Consider the following 20,550-nt stretch of genomic DNA (forward strand, 5'->3'; position numbering starts at 1 on the left):
GGCGTTCGTGGTGTCCTCGTTCGGTGAACTCGCCGAGCGGCTGGGCGCGTTCGCGGCCGACCCGGAGGGCGCTCCCGGTCTGTGGCGCGGCAGTGTGCCGGGCGACGCCCCGGGTGGGCCCCTCACCACCGACGACCCCGAGGAACTCGCCCGGCGCTGGGCCGAAGGCGCGTCCGTGGACTGGCGGCAGCGGTACGGGGACGGACCGCGCCCCGCCCGGCTGTCCCTCCCCACCCCGCCCTACGACACCCGCCCGTACTGGGTGGCCGAGCCGGACCCGGCCCCCGGCGCGGGTAACGGCTCCACCGGAGCGGCCGCCGCCCGCGGCGGGCACCCGCTGGTCGCGGTGGCGGCCGACGCGATGGGTCGGGACTTCTCGGCCACGCTCGGCGGCACCGAGTTCTTCCTGCGCGACCACGCCATCGGGGAGTTGAAGATCCTGCCCGCGGTCGCCGCGCTGGAACTGGCCGCCGCCACCGCGGGGCGCACCGGCCGCGGCCGGGTGCGGACCGTCTCCGACGTCCTGTGGGCGCGGCCGGTCATCGTCACCGACCGACCGGTGCGCGTATGGCTGCGGCTGACGCCGGGGGCGGACGACCTGTCCTGCGCGTACGAGGTCAGGCGGGGCGAGGACGCCGAGAGCGGCGAGCTGTGCTCGGCGGGCCGGATCGGCTTCGCCGAGGAGCCCGCAGCGGCGTCCGGCGCGGAGCCCGGCGCAGAGCCCGCGGCCGACGGGCGGCCCGTCCTCGACCTGGCGGAGATACGCGCGCGCTGCCCGCAGCCCGTCACGGGCGCGGAGTGCTACGCGCTCTTCGACCGGCTCGGCGGCGGATACGGGCCGAGCTTCCGGCCGCTGCGCTCCCTGGTGCGCGGCGACGCCGAGGTGCTGGCCCGGGTCGAGGTGCCCGAGGCGGCCGACCTGCCGCACGAGATGTTCACCCTGCACCCCTCGCTGCTGGACGGCATGCTCCAGGCCGCGCTGTGGACCTCGTCCGACCCGGAGGGCGCGGAGGAGCGCAGACTCCCCTTCTCGCTCGGCTCGTTGGAGATCCTGGCGCCGCTGCCGCGCCGCGGCCATGTACATGCGGTGCCCGCGGCGCCCGCCACCGGCACCGCCGGGGCCCCGGCGCGGGACACCGGCCACGACCTGACCCTCACGGACGACGACGGCCGGATCGTGCTGCGCATCCGGGGCCTGGTCACCCGCGCGGTCGGTCGGACCCACGCCCTGCGCCCCGCCGACGCCGGCCCGGCGGCGGAATCGACTGGATCGACTGGATCGAGGGGATCGGCGGAAGCGGCAGGAGCGGCAGGAGCGGCAGGAGCGGCCGCGGAGACGGTCGCCTTCGAGGAGGTGTGGCGCCCGTCGCCCGTCGCCTCCGATGTCGAGTGCCCCCCGGTCGACGGCGACGTCGTGGTCGTCGGCGCCGACCCGGCGCTCGCCGGGCTGCTGCCGGGCGCGCCCGCGCTGCGGGTACGTCCCGGAACCCGGTTCGGCGAGACGGCGGACGGCGACCGGCAGTTGAGGCCGGGCAGCGAGGAGGACTGGGGCCGGTTCTTCGCCGAGCGGGCCGGGCGCGGCCGCGGCCCCGCGGTCGTCGTCTGGGACGCGACCGCGTGCCCGGCCGCCGAAGGCCCGCTCGACCAGCCCGCGCTGCAGCTGACCGCCCTGTTCCGCGCCTGGTCGCGGGCGCGCTTCGCACAGCCGGTGCGGCTGCTGTACGTCTACGAGGCCACCGGCGCTCTCGACGACTGCCTCAGCGCCGCCCTCGACGGTCTGGCCAGGACCCTCGCCAACGAGCAGCCCGGCTTCCTGCTCTCCGTGATCGTCGTGCCGCCGGGCTCCACCGAGGAGCGCGCCCACGCGGTGACGCGGGAGATCGCGGCCGACGCGCACGAGTTCGCCGTCGGCTACCGGTCCGGTGAGCGCCGGGTGCGGAGCTGGGAGCAGGTCACCGACTTCGCGAGCGCCGGGCGCACCGGGCTGACCCTGCGCGACGGCGGCGTCTACCTGGTCACCGGCGGCCTCGGCGGCCTCGGCCGGATCGTCGTACGGCACCTGGCCGCCGCGGACCGGGCGACGCGCTTCGTGCTCTCCGGCCGCTCGGCCCACGACGGCACGGTGGAACGCGAGTTGGCGGCGCTGCGCGCGGAGGGCATCGACGTCCGATACCGGCAGGCGCGCCTGGGCGAGCCCGGCGAGGCGGCGGCGCTCGTCGAGGGCGTCCGCGCCGAGTCCGGCGCGCTGCACGGGGTGCTGCACCTGGCGGGCACGACGCGGGACGCGTATCTGCTGGGCAAGGACCCGCAGGACTGGGCCGAGGTACTGGCACCGAAGGTGCGCGGCACCATCGAGCTGGACCGGGCCACGGCCGACGAACCGCTCGACTTCTTCGTGCTGTTCTCCTCCATGTCCGGCGCCGCGGGCTCGCCCGGACAGGGCGACTACGCCTACGCCAACCGCTTCCTCGACGCCTTCGCCGAGTGGCGCGAGGCACGCCGCCGGGAAGGCGGGCGGCCGGGGCGCACGCTGTCGCTGCTGTGGTCGCTGTGGCAGGACGGCGGCATCCGCATGGCGATGGACCGGGCGGCCCAGGACCGGATGGCCGGTGCGGTGGGTCTGCAGGCGCTGCCGACCGCCGAGGCGCTGGCCGCCTTCGACGCCGCCGCCGGACACGACGGCAGCCACCTGCTGATCGCCCGGGGCCGCCCGGCGAAGCTGCGGGAGCTGCTGGCCGGCGCCGCGAGCAGGCCGCTCGCGCGCACCGCCCCGCCGGCGGCGATCGCCGCCCCCGCGGTGGCCGGGCCGGATCCGCGCGTGCGGGCCGAGGCGTATCTGAAGGAGATCCTGGCCGGTGTCTTCGACATGCCCGCCGAGGAGATCGAGCCGGAGACCGCCTTCCAGGCATACGGCATCGACTCCATCCTGATCATGGATCTGAACCGCAGGCTGGAAGAGCACTTCGGGCCGCTGCCGAAGACGCTGTTCTTCGAGTACCAGGAACTGCGCTCGCTGGCGGGCTACTTCGCCGAGCGGCACGGCGAGAAACTGGCGGCCCTGGCCCCCGCGCCGGAAGCGCAGCCGCCCGCCGCAAGCGGCGACGCGCCCGCACCCGCACCCGGCAGTGCACCCGCGGTCCCGCTCAGCGCCCCCGCCCCCGCATCCGAGTCCGCATCGGAATCCATGTCCGTGTCCGTGTCCGGACACGACGAGCCGATCGCCATCATCGGCGTCAACGCCCGCTTCGCCGAGTCCGACGACCTGGACGCCTTCTGGGAGAACCTGCGCGCCGGCCGGAACCTCGTCACCGAGATCCCCGCCGACCGCTGGGACTGGCGGGACTACGACGACGCCACCGAGGCCGACCGCTCCGTCCCGTACAGCCGCTGGGGCAGCTTCGTCCGCGGCATCGACCGGTTCGACCCGCTCTTCTTCGGCATCTCCCCGCGCGAGGCCGAGATCGTCGATCCGCAGGAGCGGCTCTTCCTCCAGACGGCCTGGCACACGCTGGAGGACGCCGGCTACACCAGGGCCGCCCTGCGGTCGTCCGGCCGGGTCGGCGTCTACGTGGGCGCGATGTACGCCCTCTACCAGCTGTACGAGGCGGACAACGGCCGTATCGCCGCCTCCTCGTACGCCTCGATCGCCAACCGCGTCTCCTACACGATGGGGTTCGGCGGTCCCAGCCTGACCGTGGACACCATGTGCTCCTCGGCGCTGAGCGCCATCCACCTCGCCATCCGGGACCTGCGGTCCGGGGAGGCGGAGGTGGCGCTCGCCGGCGGCGTGAACCTGCACGTGCACCCGTACAAGTACCGCTTCCTCGGGCAGGGCCGGTTCACGTCCAGCGACGGACTGTGCCGCAGCTTCGGCGAGGGCGGCGACGGCTATGTGCCCGGCGAGGGGGTCGGTGCCGTGCTGCTCAAGCCGCTCGGCAAGGCGCTGCGCGACGGCGACCACGTCTACGCGACCATCCTCGGCAGCGCGCTGGGCCACGGCGGCCGCACCAACGGCTTCACCGTCCCCAACCCGCTCGCCCAGGGCGAGTTGATCAGCCGTGCCATCGAGGGCGCCGGTATCGACCCCGGCGCCGTCTCCTACGTGGAGGCGCACGGCACCGGCACCGCGCTCGGCGACCCGGTGGAGATCCGCGGGCTGACCCTCGCGTTCGAGGGGGCCGGGCTGGCCCCGGGGAGCCTGCCGATCGGCTCGGTGAAGTCCAACATCGGGCACCTGGAGTCGGCGGCGGGCATGGCGGCCCTGTGCAAGGTGCTGCTCCAGATGAAGCACCGGACGCTGGTGCCCTCGCTCCACTCCGACATCCCCAACCCGCACATCGACTGGGCGGATTCGCCGTTCGCGGTGCAGCGCGAGGTGGCGCCGTGGAGTCCGTCGGACGGCGGGCCGCTGCGCGCCGGGATCAGCTCCTTCGGTGCGGGCGGCGCCAACGCCCACCTGATCGTCGAGGAGCACCGTCCGGGCCCCGCGGACGGTTCCGCGCGGCCCGCGGCACAGGGGCCGTGGGTCTTCCCGCTCTCGGCGAAGACCCCCGAGCGGCTGCGTGAACTCGCCCGCAGGTTCGCCGGGTTCCTCGCCCGGCACCCGCGGACCGACCCGGCCGCCATGGCCCACACCCTCCAGGTGGGCCGGGAGGCACTGGACGACCGGCTGGCCGTGGTGGCCCCGTCGGTCGACCGACTCGCCGCCGCGCTGACCGCGTTCGCCGAGGGCGGCCCGCTGCCCGACGGGGTGTGGCAGGGCACGGTGCGCGGAGCGTCGCGCGACAGCGGCACCCGCGTGTCGCGGGACGAGGTACGGCAGGCCGTCGAGCGGCGCGACACGGCCGCCGTGGCCGGTCTGTGGGTGCGCGGCGGGGCGCCCGAGTGGCACCTGCTGTACGACGCCGCGCCCGCGCGGGTACCGCTGCCCGGCTACCCCTTCGAGGAGATGCGCTGCTGGATCACCGACGGCGACACGCTGGCGCCCGCCCGGCGCGGTACGGCCGGCGCGTACGACGGCTCGGCGGCCGGCGGAGTGCGGCACCCGCTGCTGGACCGGGTCGACCCGGCGGAGAGCCTGGACGGGGCCCTCGCCTTCGGTACCGGTTTCGGACCGGACCACCCGCTGATCCGCGACCACCAGGTGGGCGGCGTCCGGCTGCTGCCCGGCGTGGCCGCGCTGGAGATGGCGCGTGCGGCCGCCCAGGAGACCGGTCTGGCCGAGCGGTGCGTACTGCGTGACGTGCGCTGGCTTCGTCCGCTGACCGTGGACGACCGGGAGCGCGCCGCGTGGCTCGCGCTGCGCCGGACCGGCAGCGGACTGGACTTCGAGCTGCGCGGCCGGGACGGCGACGCGCGCGTGCTGTTCGCACAGGGCGCGGTCGAGCGGCTTCCGGAGGGCATCGCGGACGAACGCGTGCCGGTCGAGTCGGTACGGGCCCGCTGCCCCGAGCGCTTCGAAGGCGCCCGGCTGTACGCGGACTTCGCGGCGGCCGGGCTGGTGTACGGCCCCGCCCTGCGCGGCGTCGAGTGGATCGAGGCCGGAGACGGCGAGGCGCTCGCCCGGCTCGCGGTCCCCGAGGCCGCGGGCGCGGCGCTCGCGTCCTGCGTGCTGCACCCGGCCCTGCTGGACAGCGCCCTGCACACCTTCGCCGCGCTGCGGGACCGCACGTCCGGGCGGGCGATGGTGCCGTACGCGGTCGGTGCGGTGGAGATCCGGCACCGGCTCGCGCAGCAGGGCTATGCGCACGTACGGGCCTGCGGACCCGACCGCTACGACATCGATCTGCTGGACGACGAGGGCCACGTGTGCGTGCGGCTGCGCGACTTCGCGCTGCGGCCCGCGCCGGCCGAGGCGGCGCCCTCCGCCGCGCCGGCCGCGTCCGGTCGGGCGCCCGCCGCCGAGGTCGTTCCGCCCGACGACGGCGGCCGGTTGGACGGACTGCTGTTCGCCCCGCGCTGGACCGGACTCGCGGTGCCCGAAGCGCCCGAGGAGCCCCTCGGCAGTGTGTGGATCGTGCACGACGAGGGATCCGAGCCGCTCGCCCGGGAGCTGTCCGACCGGGCCCCGGGCCAGCCGCTGGTGGCGCGCGCCGCGGACGTGGCGGCGCTGGGCGGGCTGCCGCTCCCCGACACCCTGTACTTCCTCTCCGGCTCCGCGCGGCCCGGCGAACGCCACGACGACGCGGCGGACTTGGAGGACAGCCAGCAGCGCGGTGTGCTGGCACTGTTCCGGCTGGTGAAGTCGCTGCTGGCGGACGGCGCCGCGGCGCGCCCCCTGCGGCTGGCGGTGGTCACCGAGGATGTCTGCGGTGTGGCGGGCGAGCCGGTGGGCAACCCGTTCGCGGGGAGCCTGCACGGCCTGGCCCAGTCGCTCGCGCAGGAGTGCCCGCGCTGGCAGGTGTCGGTACTCGACCGCGCCGGTGCGGAGAGTGCCCGTACCGTCGCCGAGTCCGTGGCACGGCTGGTGGCGCTGGGCACCGCGGCCGGTGCCCAGGGGCCGCTCGCGCTGCGCGCGGGCGCCGGGTACCGCCGCAAGCTGGTGCCGGTGGCGCCTGCCCGAAGTGAGCGGGCGCGCATCCGCCGCGGCGGGGTGTACCTGATCCTCGGCGGCGCGGGCGGCATCGGCCTGGAGGTGACCGCCTGGCTGGTGCGCGAGTTCGGGGCGAGGGTCGTCCTGGTGGGCCGCAGTGCCCTGGACGACGCGCGCCGCGAGCGGCTGCGGCAGATCGATCCGGACGGCCGGAGCGTGTCGTACGAGCGCGCCGACGCGGGCCGGGCCGACGAGCTGGAGCGGGTGGTGCGGCGGACGGTGCAGACGCACGGCGCGCTGCACGGAGTCGTCCACTCCACGATCGTGCTGAGCGACAAGAGCGTGGCCAACATGGACGAGGCCACCTTCCGGGCGGCGCTGGACGCGAAGACCCGGACCAGCGTGGCGCTGCTGGCCGCGGTCCGGTCGCTGTCGCTGGACTTCGTGCTGTTCTTCTCGTCGGCGGTGGCGCTGTCGGGGAGCGCGGGCCAGAGCAACTACGCGGCGGGCAGCACCTTCGAGGACGCGTTCGCCCACTTCCTCGACGCCCGCCTCGACGCGGCCGTCCGGGTCGTCAACTGGGGTTTCTGGGGCACGGTGGGCATCGTCGCCCAGAACCGCTACCGGGAGCGGCTGGCCCAGAGCGGAATCTTCTCGATCACGCCCGCGGAGGGAATGGCGGCGGTGGACCACGTGCTGGGACACGAAGAACGACAGACGGTGGTCACCAAGGCCAGCCGTCAGGTGCTCGAATCCGCCGGGGTGGACTTCTCGCACACCGACGGCACGGACGACGCGTTCGCCATCGTCGGCGAGCTGGCGGCACAGCCGCCGGTGCCCCGGCTGCTGACGCAGACCGTCAGCGAGCACCTCGACCGCATCATGCTGGACTGGCTGTGGCGGTGCTTCCGCGAGCACGGTGTCTTCCTCGCCGCCGCGGAGCGCTGGAGCGAGCCGCGGCTCGCCGAGCGGCTCGGGATCCGGCCCAAGCAGCGCCGCCTGTTCGCGGAGCTGCTGCGCGTACTGACCGTGCACGGCAGACTCCGTGAGGAGCGCGGCGAGTTCGCCCCGGCCGGGGTGGCGGTGCCGGGCGACCCGGAGGGCGAGCTGGTCGGGCTGTGCGAGCGGACGGAGGCGCTCAACCGCTTCGACCGGCTGCTGGGGCCCTGCATGCGCAACCTGTTCCCGGTCCTGCGCGGGGAGGTCCGCGCCACCGATGTGATGTTCCCGGGCGGCTCCACCGCGCTCGTCGAGGGCGCCTACCGCGGCAGCCCGGTGGTCGACCGCGCCAACCACCTGGTGACCTCGGCCGTCGGCCGCTCCCTGGCGGAGCGCGTGCGGACCGGGGGCGGCGCGCGGCCGCTGTCGGTCCTGGAGGTGGGCGCGGGCACCGGCGGCACGACCGCCAGTGTGCTGCCGGAGCTGGCACGGCTCGGCGCGCCCGTGCGCTACGTCTACACGGACATCTCCATGGCGTTCCTGCAGCACGGCCGGGAGCGCTTCGCGCGGCAGTACCCGTTCGTGGAGTTCCGGACGCTGGACGCGAGCCGGGACCCGCAGGACCAGGGCTTCGCACTCGCCGACTTCGACCTGGTGGTCGCCGCCAACGTGCTGCACGCCACCGACGACCTGCTGGCCACGCTGGGGCGCGTCCGGGCCCTGCTGCGGCCCGGGGGCTGGCTCGTCCTCAACGAGGCCAGCCAGAACGTCCTCACCACCACGCTCACCTTCGGCCTGCTCGACGGCTGGTGGCTGAACAAGGACGAGCACCTGCGGCTGCCCGGTTCGCCGCTGCTGTCCGGCGAGCAGTGGGAACGGGCGCTCGGCATGGCCGGGTTCGCCCGCAGCCGGGCGGTCCCGGCGGACGAGGGGCACACCCAGTGCGTGGTGGTCGCCGAGCGCGGCGCGGATCCGGTACCGGCGACGGGCACCCCGGCCACTCCCGCCACGGCAGCACCCGCCACGGCAGCACCCGCCACGGCAGCACCCGCCACGGCAGCACCCGCCACGGCAGCACCCGCCACGGCAGCACCCGCCACGGCGGCTCCCGTACCGGGCACGACCAACGGTGACGGGGCGCTGCGCCCGGCCGTCGAGGCATACGTCAAGCGGGCCTTCAGCGAGGTCCTGCAGGTGCCCGAGGACCGCCTCTTCCCTGAGGAGACGTTCGAGAACTTCGGCATCGACTCGCTGACCACACCGCGCATCGTCGATCTGCTGGCCCCCGAGGTCGGCTCGCTGCCCGCCACGCTGCTGTTCGAGTACCCGACGATCGGTCAGCTCGTCGACCACTTCCTCGAACAGCACGCGGACGCGCTGCGCACGGCGCTGCTGCCCCAGGCGGAGCCCGCCTCGGCACGTGCCGACGGCGGGCAGCCCACTGCGGGCGGGCCCGGCACGGCGCCCGAGCCCGACGGGCGGGGGAGCGGAGACGATCCCGCCGCAGGCGGCAACGTGCCGACCCCCGGCGGTGCGTTCGCCGTCCCGCGCGGTGCGGCCGCGCCCGCCGGCTGGCGCAAGATCGCGATCATCGGGGTGGCGGGCCGGTACCCCATGGCGCGCGACCTCGACGCGTTCTGGGACAACCTGCGCTCCGGCCGGGACTGCGTACGCGAGGTGCCCCAGGACCGCTGGGACTGGCGGCAGCGCACCGAGATCGACGGCACGCCGATCAGCCGGTGGGGCGGATTCCTCGACGGCGTCGACGAGTTCGACCCGCGCTTCTTCCAGATGTCGCGCAACGAGGCCGAGTTGACCGATCCGCAGGAGCGGCTGTTCCTGCAGACGGCGTGGCGGACGCTGGAGGACGCGGGCTATCCGCGGGCCCGGCTGCGCGGCGCCAAGGTCGGCGTGTACGTCGGCGTCATGTACGGCCACTACCAGCTGTACGAGACCGAGGACGGCCTGGCGGGCGGCATGGGCTACGCCTCGATCGCCAACCGGGTGTCGTACTTCTTCGACTTCCAGGGGCCCAGCCTGGCCGTCGACACCATGTGCTCCTCGTCGCTCAGCGCCATCCACCTGGCGTGCGAGGCGCTCATGCTGGGCGACGCGGACTACGCCCTGGCGGGCGGCGTCAACCTCGCGGTGCACCCGCGCAAGTACACCCAACTCGCCGCGGGCGGCTTCACCTCCACCGACGGCCGCTGCCGCAGCTTCGGCGAGGGCGGTGACGGCATGGTCCCCGGCGAGGGCGTCGGCGCCCTGCTGCTGAAGCCGCTGGAGCTGGCGGAGCGGGACGGCGACCGGATCCACGGCGTGATCCTGGGCAGCGCCCTGAACCACGGCGGCAAGACCGGCGGGTACGCCGTGCCCAATCCGGTGGCACAGGGCGAACTCGTCTCGCAGGCGCTGCGGCGTGCGGACGTCGACCCGGGCACGCTGTCGTACCTCGAAGCCCACGGCACCGGTACGGCGCTGGGCGACCCGACCGAAATGGCCGGGCTGGTGAGGGCGTTCGGGACCGGCCGACCGGCGGGCGCGCCGAAGATCGCCCTCGGCTCGCTCAAGTCGGCCGTCGGCCACTTGGAGTCGGCGGCCGGTGTCGCGGCCGTCGCCAAGGTGCTGCTGCAGATGCGCCATCGGGAACTCGTGCCGTCCCTGCACGCCGAGCGGCTCAACCCCAGGATCGACTGGGCGGACGTGCCGTTCGAGGTGCAGCGGACGCGCGCCGCCTGGCAGCCGGACGGGCTGCCGCTGCGCGCCGGGGTCAGTGCCTTCGGGGCGGGCGGGGCCAACGCCCACCTGGTCCTGGAGGAGTACCCCGAGCCCGCCGCGCCCGCGTGGCGGGCGGACGGGCCGCGGCTGTTCGCCTTCTCCGCGCGGGACGCGGAGCGGCTGCGCGAGGTGGCAGCGGAGATGCACGCCTTCCTGAGCGGCGGTGAGCACGGCGTCCGCGCCGCCACCGGGGGCGCCGATCCGGCGGACGCCCTCGCCGCCGAACTCGCCGGTCTCGCCGGCGTCTCCGGCGCCGCGCCCGACGAGACGCTTGCCGATCTCGGCCTCGACCTGATGGCGGTTCTGGACCTGGTGCGCCGGGTCGCGGAGTGGCACGCCCTCGACCCGGACCGGGTGCGCCCGGACGCCCTCCACGAGCAGCTGACGCTCCGGCAGGTGGCCGCGGCACTCGCCGGACAGGCGCCGGCGACGGCGGCCGCCCTCGACCTGGACCGGTTGGCCTGGACGCTCCAGGCGGGCCGTGAGGCGATGGGGGAGCGGCTGGCCCTGGTCGCCTCCGACGCACGGGAACTGAGCGAGGCGCTGCGCCGCTTCGCCGCAGGTGACGACCGCGTGCCGGGCGTCCACCGCGGGACCGTGCGCGGCGAGACCTGGCTGCGCCCCGCCCCCGAGCCCGTCGGTACGGACACCAGCCGTGCCGGTCTGGACCGGCTGGCCCAACGCTGGGCGGAGGGCGCCGAGTTCGACTGGTCCGCGCTGTATGCGGTGCGGCCGCGGCCGATGTCCCTGCCCGCGTACCCGTTCGCGCGCGAGCGCACCTGGATCGCCGCGCGGAACCCGGAGCGGCCGAGCGCGCCAGCGCCGTCCGCCCCCGTCACCGCGGCGGGGACGGCCCCGCGTCGTCAGCGGCAGTCCGCCGCCGCGCCGGGCGCCGAGCCGCCGCCCTGGCTCGCCGAGCGCGTACTGGAGCTGCTGTCCGGGCTCACCGGCTACCCCGGTGCGGAGCTGGACCCCGAGCTGACCTTCCACGCCCACGGCCTGGACTCTCTCGCCCTGATCAAACTGGCCGACCAGGTGAGCCAGGGCCTCGCGGTGCCGGTCACCCCGGACACGTTCCTGGAGGCGTCGACCCCGGCCGCGCTCACCGCCCTGCTGTGGCGGGAGCACGCCGCCGAGCTGGTGGACGATCAGGCGCCGCAGTCCGTGCGCGCACCCGTGGCCGAGCCCGTACCCGTGGCCGCGGCCGAGTCCGCGGCCGAGTCCGTGGCCGCGGCCGAGCCCGGACGTGCGCAGGAGCCGCGGACCGCGGCCGCGGCACGGCCGCAGCACCGTTCCGCGCCCCCCGCCGAGGACCCCGTGGTGGTCGTCGGCATGGCCGGGATCCTGCCCGGGTCGCCCGACCTGGACGCCTTCTGGGCGAACCTGGAGGGCGGCGGTGACCTCGTCTCCGAGGTGCCCGCCGACCGGTGGGACTGGCGGGCGGCGCACGGCGACCCCGCCGAGGCCGCCGACCGCACCCGCGTGCACCGCGGCGGGTTCATGCCCGGCATCGACCGCTTCGACCCGCTGTTCTTCGGGATCTCGCCCCGCGAGGCGGCGTGGATGGACCCGCGGCAGCGGCTGCTGCTGCGCACGGTGTGGACCGCGATCGAGGACGCGGGCATCGACCCGGGCGACCTGGCGGGGACCCCGACGGGCCTCTTCGTGGGCGTGGGCGCCGCCGAGTACGCGGAGCTGATCCAGCGCTCCGGGGTGACGGTGGACGCCTACGCGTCGACCGGCCTGACCCCCTCGATGCTGGCCAACCGCATCTCGTACCACCTCGACCTGCGCGGCCCGAGCGAGCCGGTCGACACCGCGTGCTCCAGCTCGCTGGTGGCGCTGCACCGCGCCGCCGAGGCGCTGGAACTCGGGCACTGCGACACGGTGATCGTGGGCGGCGTGAGCGTGCTGCTGTCGCCGGTGAGCTTCGCCTCCCTGGAACGGGCGGGCATGCTCAGCCCCGACGGCGTGGGCCGGGCGTTCGACAAGGACGCCGACGGATACGTGCGCGGCGAGGGCGTCGGCGCCGTGGTGCTCAAGCGGCTGAGCAGGGCCCTCGCGGACGGCAACCCGATCCACGCCGTGCTGCGCGGCACCGCCGTGGGCCACGGCGGCCGGGCCAACTCGCTCACCGCGCCCAACCCGGGCGCACAGGCCGACGTCATCGTCGCCGCGCACACCAGGGCCGGTGTCGACCCGCGCACCATCGGCTACATCGAGACCCACGGCACCGGCACCGTCATCGGCGACCCCGCCGAGGTCAACGGGCTGCGGCAGGCGTTCGCCACGCTCTACGGCCGCTGGGGCCACCCGGCGCCCGACGAGCCGCACTGCGCGCTCGCCGCGCTCAAGAACGCCATCGGGCACCTTGAGCCGGCCGCCGGGATCGCCGCCCTGCTGCGCGCCCTGCTCGCGCTGCGGCACCGCCGGATCCCCGGCAACCCCAACGTCCGGGAGCTCAACGGCTACCTCCGGCTGGAAGGTTCGCCGTTCCACGTGCCGTTCGAGAGCCGCCCGTGGCACGGCCCGCGCGGCGCGGACGGGCGGGAGTTGCCCCGCCGCGCCGGTATCAGCTCGTTCGGCTATGGAGGAGTGAACGCACACGTGGTGCTGGAGGAGTACGCGGCGAAGGAGCCGCCCGCGGAGTCGGAGCCGGTGGTGTTCGCCCTCTCGGCCCGGGACCCGGAGCGGCTGCGCGCGTACGCGCGGGCGTTCGTGTCGGCGCCGGCCTCGGCGCCGACCCCGTCCGCGTCCGCCGCCGCGTGGCCGCGCGACCTGACCGGCACCGCCTACACCCTGCAGGTCGGCCGCCCCGCCCTGCCCGAGCGCCTCGCCCTCGTCGCCCGCGACGGGGAGGAGGCACGGGAGCGCCTGCGGGACTGGCTGGAGGGGCGCGGCGGCGGTGTGCTGACCGGCCGCGTCGAGCGCGGCGCCACCCCGCCCGAACCCGACGCGCGGGAAGGGGATTTGGGGGCCGTCGCCGCGGCGTGGGTCCGGGGCGCGGCGGTCGACTGGCGGCGGCTGTACCGGACGGTGCCCGCGCGCCGGTCCCTGCCCACGTATCCGTTCGCCGAGGACCGCTACTGGTTCCCCGCCGGGGAGCGGACGGCGGCCGCCGCTCCGGCGCCGCTGCCCGACGACGTGCTGCTGTTCGGCACCGAGTGGCGGCGGACCCCGGTCCCCGCCGCCGGGACCTTCGCCGGGACGACGCTGGCCCTGTGCGCGGACGACGCGCTCGTCGGCCGGCTGCCCGGCGCACCCGTGGCCGTGCGGCCGGGCGCGGCGTTCCGGCAACTCGGGGAGCACTCCTACGAACTCGACCCGGGCCGCCCCGAGGACTACGTCCGGCTGCTGCGGAGCCTGCGCGAGCGCGGCATCCGGGTCGGCCGGATCGCCCACCTGTGGCCGCTGGCCGCGGGCACCGCCGAGCAGCGCACCGCCTACGGCCCCGAGTCGCTCGCCCTGCTGCTGAAGGCCGTCGTGGCGGTCGGCGCGGCCGTGGACCGGGTCCAGGTCGCCACCGGCGAACAGGGGGACGCCGCGCTCGCCGAGGCGTGGGGCGGTTTCGCGGGGGCGCTCCGGGCGATCTCCCCCGGCACCGCCTTCTCGGTGATCCGCTTCACCGGCCCGTACGAGGAGCGGAGCCTGCTGGCCGAACTCGCCGCCGAACGGCTGGACGCGGCGGTGGTGCGCCACGACGGCGCCGAACGCCGCACCCAGCACCAGCGGGAGCTGCCCGCCGCCGAACTCGGCGCGGCCGCCGCCGGACCTGCCGGCTCCGCCTTCCGGGACCGGGGCGTGTACCTGATCACCGGCGGTACGGGCGGGCTGGGGCGGCTGCTCGCCCGCACCCTCGCCACCCGCCACCGGGCCCGGCTGGCCCTGCTCGGCCGCTCGCCCCTCGACGCGGCGAAGCGGGCGCACCTGGCCGAGCTGCGCGAACTGGGCGCCGAGGCCGACTACTTCCAGGGCGACGTCGCCGACGCCGCCCGCATGGCCGAGGTGGTCGCCGGGATCACCGCCCGGTGGGGCGGTCTCGACGGCGTCTTCCACCTGGCCGGAACCGTCAGCGGACGGCCGCTGCCCGACAAGGACCTGACGGAGCTGCGCGCACAGCTGCGGCCCCGCATCGACGGCACCCGGGCGCTCGACGAGGCCACCCGCGACCAGGACCTGGACCTGTTCGTGCTGTACTCCTCGACCTCCGGCCACCTCGGTGACTTCGGACTGGTCGACTACGGTGTCGGCGCCCGCTACCTCGACGGCTTCGCGGCCGAACGGGAGGCGCTGCGCGCGGCCGGGGCGCGGCGCGGCAGGACCGTCGCCGTCGACTGGCCCATGTGGCGCGACGGTGGCATGCACGTCGAAGCGGCGGACGAGGAGCGCTACTTCGCCACCACCGGCTTCCGCTACCTGGAGACCGGCGAGGGCGAGCGGGTGCTCGACCTCGCGCTCGCCGGAGGTCCGGCCCGGCTGATGGCCGTCCCGGGCGACCGGGACCGGGTGCGCGCGCACGTCCGGGCCGCCGAGGGCGCCGAGCCGGAGCGGCCCACGGCGCGGCCTCCTGCCGTGGCGGACCCCGGCACGCAGGCGTCGGCCGCCGCCGGGGCGGCCCCCGCCGCCGTGCCGGGCACGACGCTGAGGGCCACGGCCGTACAGGAGCTGCGCCGGATTCTCTCGGGCGTGCTCGGCATGCCCGCCGACGCGCTGGAGGCGGACGCGGGGTTCGGCGAGTACGGGCTCGACTCGTTCGGCCTCAAGACGCTCTCCCACGAACTGAGCGAGCGCTACGACATCGACGTGCCGACCACCGCGCTCTTCTCGGCCAACACGATCGCGAAGCTCGGCGACTACCTGGTGGCGGAGTACGCCGCCGACCTGGGCCGGGTGCACGCCCCGGCACCGCCGGTGGCGGACCCGCCCGCCGCCCGGGAGGCCGCCGCGTCGGCGCCGCCCGCGGCAGCGGCGCCCGCGCTCCTCGCCCGGCAGGGCGATACCGCACCCGCCGCCCGCGAGGGCGCCCGCACCCGCGCCCTCACCTCCGACGAGCCGATCGCCGTCATCGGCATGAGCGGGCGGTTCCCCGGCTCGCCCGATCCCGACGCCTTCTGGGACAACCTGGTGCGGGGCCGCGACCTGATCGGTGAGGCTCCGGCCGGGCGCTGGGACTGGCGGGAGCTGGCCGAGCGGTTCCCGGGAACCCCGCGGTGGGGCGGGTTCCTGGAGGACGTGGACCGGTTCGACCCGCTGTTCTTCAAGATCTCGCCGCTTGAGGCGGAGGTGATGGACCCCCAGCACCGGCTCTTCCTGGAGGAGGCGTGGAAGGCGCTGGAGGACGCCGGCCGCCGCCCCGACTCCCTCGCCGGGCGCCCGGTGTGCGTCTTCGTCGGCACGCAGTTCACCGACTACGAGTCGATGGTGCTGGGCGGCGGTGAGCCCAACGCCTACGCGGGGGCCGGGCTGGCCCGCACCATGCTGGCCAACCGCATCTCCTACCTGCTCGACCTGCGCGGCCCGAGCGAGAGCATCGACACCGCCTGCTCCAGCTCGCTGGTGGCACTCCACCGGGCCGTGCGCTCGCTGCGGTCCGGCGAGAGCGAGCTGGCCATCGCGGGCGGCGTGAGCCTGGTCCTGTCGCCGCAGACCGTCGTCAGCGCGCACCAGCTCGGGGTGCTCGCGCCCGACGGCCGCTGCAAGGCCATGGACAGCCGCGCCGACGGCTACGTCAAGGGCGAGGGCGTCGCCGCGCTCATCCTCAAGCCGCTGTCCCGCGCCCTCGCCGACGGCGACCGGGTGCACGGGGTGATCCGCGGCAGCGCCGTGAACCACGGCGGCCACGCCACCTCCCTCACCGCGCCCAATCCCGATGCCCAGGCGGACCTGCTGGTGGCCGCCTACCGCGACGCGGCGGTGCCGGTCGGGACGGTGTCGTACGTGGAGATGCACGGCACCGGCACCGAACTCGGCGACCCGGTCGAGGTGGACGCCATCCAGCAGGCGTGGCGCCGGTTGGCCGAGGACGCCTCGCGGGACGTGCCGCAGGGCACGTCCGGGTCCGCGACCGAGGTGGGCCTCGGCACCGTCAAGAGCAACATCGGCCACCTGGAGCCCGCTGCCGGTGTCGCCGGGGTCGTCAAGGTGCTGCTGGCGATGCGCAACGGACGACTGCCCGCGACCCTGCACGTGGAGCGGCTCAACCCGCTCATCCGCGTCGACGCCACCCCGTTCGCCCCGGTCCTCGAAGCCCGGGACTGGCGGCCTGCCGATGCCGCGGGCAACCCGCTGCCGCGCCGCGCCGGCGTCAGCTCCTTCGGCTTCGGCGGCGTCAACGCGCACATCGTGCTGGAGGAGGCGCCCGCGGCGCCGCCGCACAACGGCGACGAGGCGAACGAGGCCGACGGGGCCGACGGGACCCGGCTGTTCGTGCTCTCCGCCAAGAACCCCGACCGGCTGCGTGCCTACGCCGCCGAGACGGCCGCGTTCCTCGACCGCGACACCACCGCGACCCTCGCCGAACTCGCCCACACCTCGCAGGTCGGGCGGGTGCCGATGACGGCCCGCCTGGCGGCCGTGGTGAGTGGCCGTGCCGAACTGCGCGACGCGCTCGCCCGGTTCGCCGAGAGCGGCGACGCCGCGGGCGTACCGGCGCTGACCGTCGGCACCGCGCGGTCCGCGGACGGCGGGCGGCACGCGTGGCTGGCCGAGCCCGAGGGACAGGCCTACCTGCGCAGGATGCTGCGCGACCGGCACCTGGCCCCGGTGGCCGAACTCTGGGTCGGCGGAGCGGAGATCGACTGGTCGGCCCTGCGCTCCGGCGCGCCCGAGCGGCTGGTCACGCTGCCGACCTATCCGTTCGCCCGGGAGCGGCACTGGCTGACTGGGCAGGGGCAGGGGCAGGGGCAGGGGCAGGGGTCTCGGCCGGTGCCGGCCGCGGCCCCGCAGGCGTCCGGCGCCCCGGCATCCGGCGAGCTGGTGCTCGCCAAGGACTGGCGCGTCGATGGGCGCGTCGCCGGCGCCGACGCGCCCGCGGCCCCGGCCGGCGGGCCAGTCCTGGTGCTGGCCGGCCCCGCCACCGAGCCGCTGGCCAGGGAGGCGTTCGGCGCGGACGCCCTCGTCGTCACGGTGAGCGCCGACGAGGACGCCGACCCCGAGGCGGGGACCCGCATCGCCCGCCGGGTGCTGGACGGCGGTGCCCGGATCGGCACGGTCGTCGACCTGGTCGACGTCGCGGACGAGCCGTGCGACCGGGTGCGGGAGAGCTGGGCGCGGGTGGTCCTTGCGCAGGAACTGGTCGCCCGGTTCCGCACCACGGGCCTGTGCTACCTGCACTTCACCCGCGGGCTGACCGCCTTCCGGGCCGAGCGGCCCAGCCTGCGCGGCGCCGCGTTCGCCGGTCTGGTGCGGGTGCTGCCGGCCGAGTACCGGGGGGTGCGGGCCCGGACGGTGGACGTGGACGCGTATGCGCTGACCGCGGAGCGGCTGCGGGCGGTCGTCACCCGCGAACTCGCCGCCGACGGCGGCGACGTCGAGGCATGCTTCCGCGAGGGCGTCCGCCATCTGCCGGTGCTTGAGGCGGTGGAGGCCGACCCGGCGGCCGCGGACTGGCGGGACGGCCTGCGCGGCCGGCCGGTGCTCATCACCGGCGGTACCGGTGCCCTCGGCCGCACGATCGCCGCCGACCTGATCGAGCGGGGCGCCGACCGCCTTGTACTGATGGGCCGTCAGCAGCTGCCGGAGCGGGAGCACTGGGACGCGCTGTGCGCCGCCACGGACACCGATCCGGCGCTGGCCGCACGGCTGGGTGCGCTGCGGGACCTGGAGCGGCCGGGCGTGCGGGTCACCGTCGTCGGCGGCCGGCTCGACGACCGCGAGTGGCTGCGGTCCACGCTCGCGTCCGTGCGCGCCGAGTACGGGCCCGTCGCCGGGGTCGTGCACTGCGCCGGACTCGGCCTGACCGCCAACCCGGCCTTCGTCGGCAAGGGGGTCGCCGAGATGCGGACGGTACTGGAGCCCAAGGTCGCCGGGCTGCAGGAGCTGAGCGCCGCGCTGGCCGACGACCCGCTGCGCTTCTTCGTGCTGTGCTCGTCGGTGTCCGGGCAGGTTCCGGCCCTCGGCGCGGGCATCAGCGACTACGCCCTCGCCAACTCCTTCCTCGACCGCTTCGCCGAGTACCAGGCGGCGGTCGGCCGCGACTGCTTCCGCTCGCTGCAGTGGCCGAGCTGGCAGTCGATGGGGATGCCCGAGGTGACCACCCCGGCCTATCGGGACCTGGGTCTGCGCACCCTGCCGACGCGGGCGGGCCTCGGTCTGCTGCACCGCGCCCTGGCGGTGTCCGGGCGGCCGGTGCTGATGCCGGTCGCGGTGGATCCGGGAGTCTTCGACCGGGACCTGCTGCTGAGGCTGCCCGCCCGGGTCGTGGCGGACCGGGCACCGGCACCGGCCGAACGGGCCGAGCCCGTACCGGCCGTATCGGTCGAACCGGCCGTGTCGTCCGCATCGGCCCAGGGTGCGCAGGACGCGCTGCTGTCCCGCCTGACCGGCGTCTTCTCCCGGCAACTGCGCCTGGATGACAGCAGGTTGGACGCGGACGTCAACTTCGCCGACCTCGGCGTGGACTCGATCATGATCGCGCAGCTGCTGGTCGAGGTGGAACGGGAGGCGGGGATCTCCGTGGAGCCCTCCGCCTTCCTGGAACATCCCACGCTGCGGCGGTTGTCGGCGCACCTGCAGGCGGAGGGCGCCACGGTGCCCGAGCCCGCGGCGGTGCCCGAGCCCGCGGCGGCGCCCGAGCGTGCCACGGTGCCCGAGGCCACGACGGTGCCCGACGCCGCGGCTCCGGTGCCCGGTGCCGGAAAGATCGCCGTGATCGGTCTCGCCTGCCACTTCCCCGGCGCCCCCGACCAGGAAGCGTTCTGGCGGAACCTGGCTTCGGGTACCAGCTCCGTCACCGAGGTCCCGCGCTCCCGCTGGGACGTGGACCGCTACTACTCCGAGCGCCACGAACCGGGCAGGAGCATCAGCAAGTGGGGCGGCTACCTGGAGGGAATCGAGGACTTCGATCCGGCCTTCTTCCGGATCGACGAGGCGGCGGCTCCCCGGCTCGACCCCCTGGTCCGGCAGTTCCTGGAAGTCGGCGTCGAGTGCCTGCGCGACGCCGGGATCGAGCAGGCGGAGGTCGAGGGGCGCCGGGTCGGCGTGTTCGCCGGTTCCCGTACCTCCAACTTCGGCGCGTACCACGCCGGTCCGGGCGGCGGCAGCATCAGCGGGATGGCGCAGAACTTCATCGCCGCGCACGTCTCCCACTTCCTGAACGTCCGCGGCCCCAACATGGTCGTCGACTCGGCGTGCTCGTCCTCGCTGGTCAGCGTGCACCTGGCGGCTCAGAGCCTGCGGCTCGGCGAGTGCGAGATGGCGCTCGCGGGCGGCGTGGAGATCCTGCTCGACCAGATCCCGTTCGTGGGGATGAGCGAGGGCCGCGCGCTGTCCCCGACGGGGCGCTGCCACACCTTCGACGAGAAGGCCGACGGCATCGTGCTGGGCGAGGGCGCGGGCGTACTGCTGCTCAAGCGCCTGGAGGACGCGCTGCGCGACGGGGACCGCATCCACGCGGTGCTCGACGGCAGCGCGGTCAACAACGACGGCCGCACGATGGGCATCACCACACCCAACCCCGAAGCACAGCGCGAGGTGATCGCGGACGCGCTGCGCGCCGCCGGGGTGGGCGCGGACGAGGTCTCGTACGTCGAGGCGCACGGCACCGGCACCATGATCGGCGATCCGATGGAACTCAAGGCGCTGACCGCGGTGTTCCGCGAGACCACCGGTGAGACCGGGTTCTGCGGCGTGGGCAGTGTGAAGACCAACGTCGGCCATCTGCTGAGCGCGGCCGGTATCGCCGGGCTGATCAAGGTGATCCTGTCGATCCGGCACGGCCAGCTGCCGCCCACCCTGAACTGCGAGCGGGCCAACCCCCGCTTCCGGTTCGCCGACTCGCCGTTCTTCCCGGTCCGGCGGCTCACCGAGTGGCAGGGGCGCGGCGGCGTCCGTCGGGCGGGCGTCAGCTCCTTCGGCTTCGGCGGCACCAACGCCCATGTGATCGTGAGCCAGCCGGATCCGGAGCTGCTCGCCCGGCACCCGCGGCGGAGGGCCCCGCTGGAGCCTCCCCGGTACCGGCGCGGCCGCTACTGGTTCCCGGAGCCCGAGGCCGCCCCGGCCCCCGTCGAAGCCCCCACCGAAGCACCCGCCCAGGCACCCACCGGGCAGACCACCCCATTCCTTGAGCTGCGCTTCTAGAGGAC

At 75.6% G+C, this 20,550-nt stretch carries 1 protein-coding gene (running past one end of the window); it reads left to right on the plus strand.

What is annotated here, in order from left to right; genetic code table 11:
• Positions 1-20,545 carry the 3' portion of an SDR family NAD(P)-dependent oxidoreductase gene (locus GR130_RS02345; RefSeq protein ID WP_159503163.1) on the plus strand. Its footprint begins 212 nt before the window's first position, so only the last 20,545 of its 20,757 coding nucleotides appear in the window; its start codon lies beyond the left edge, outside the window; its stop codon occupies positions 20,543-20,545.
• The last annotated feature ends 5 nt before the right edge of the window (positions 20,546-20,550 follow it).

Origin of the sequence: Streptomyces sp. GS7, from assembly GCF_009834125.1 — a bacterium.
Lineage (GTDB): Bacteria > Actinomycetota > Actinomycetes > Streptomycetales > Streptomycetaceae > Streptomyces.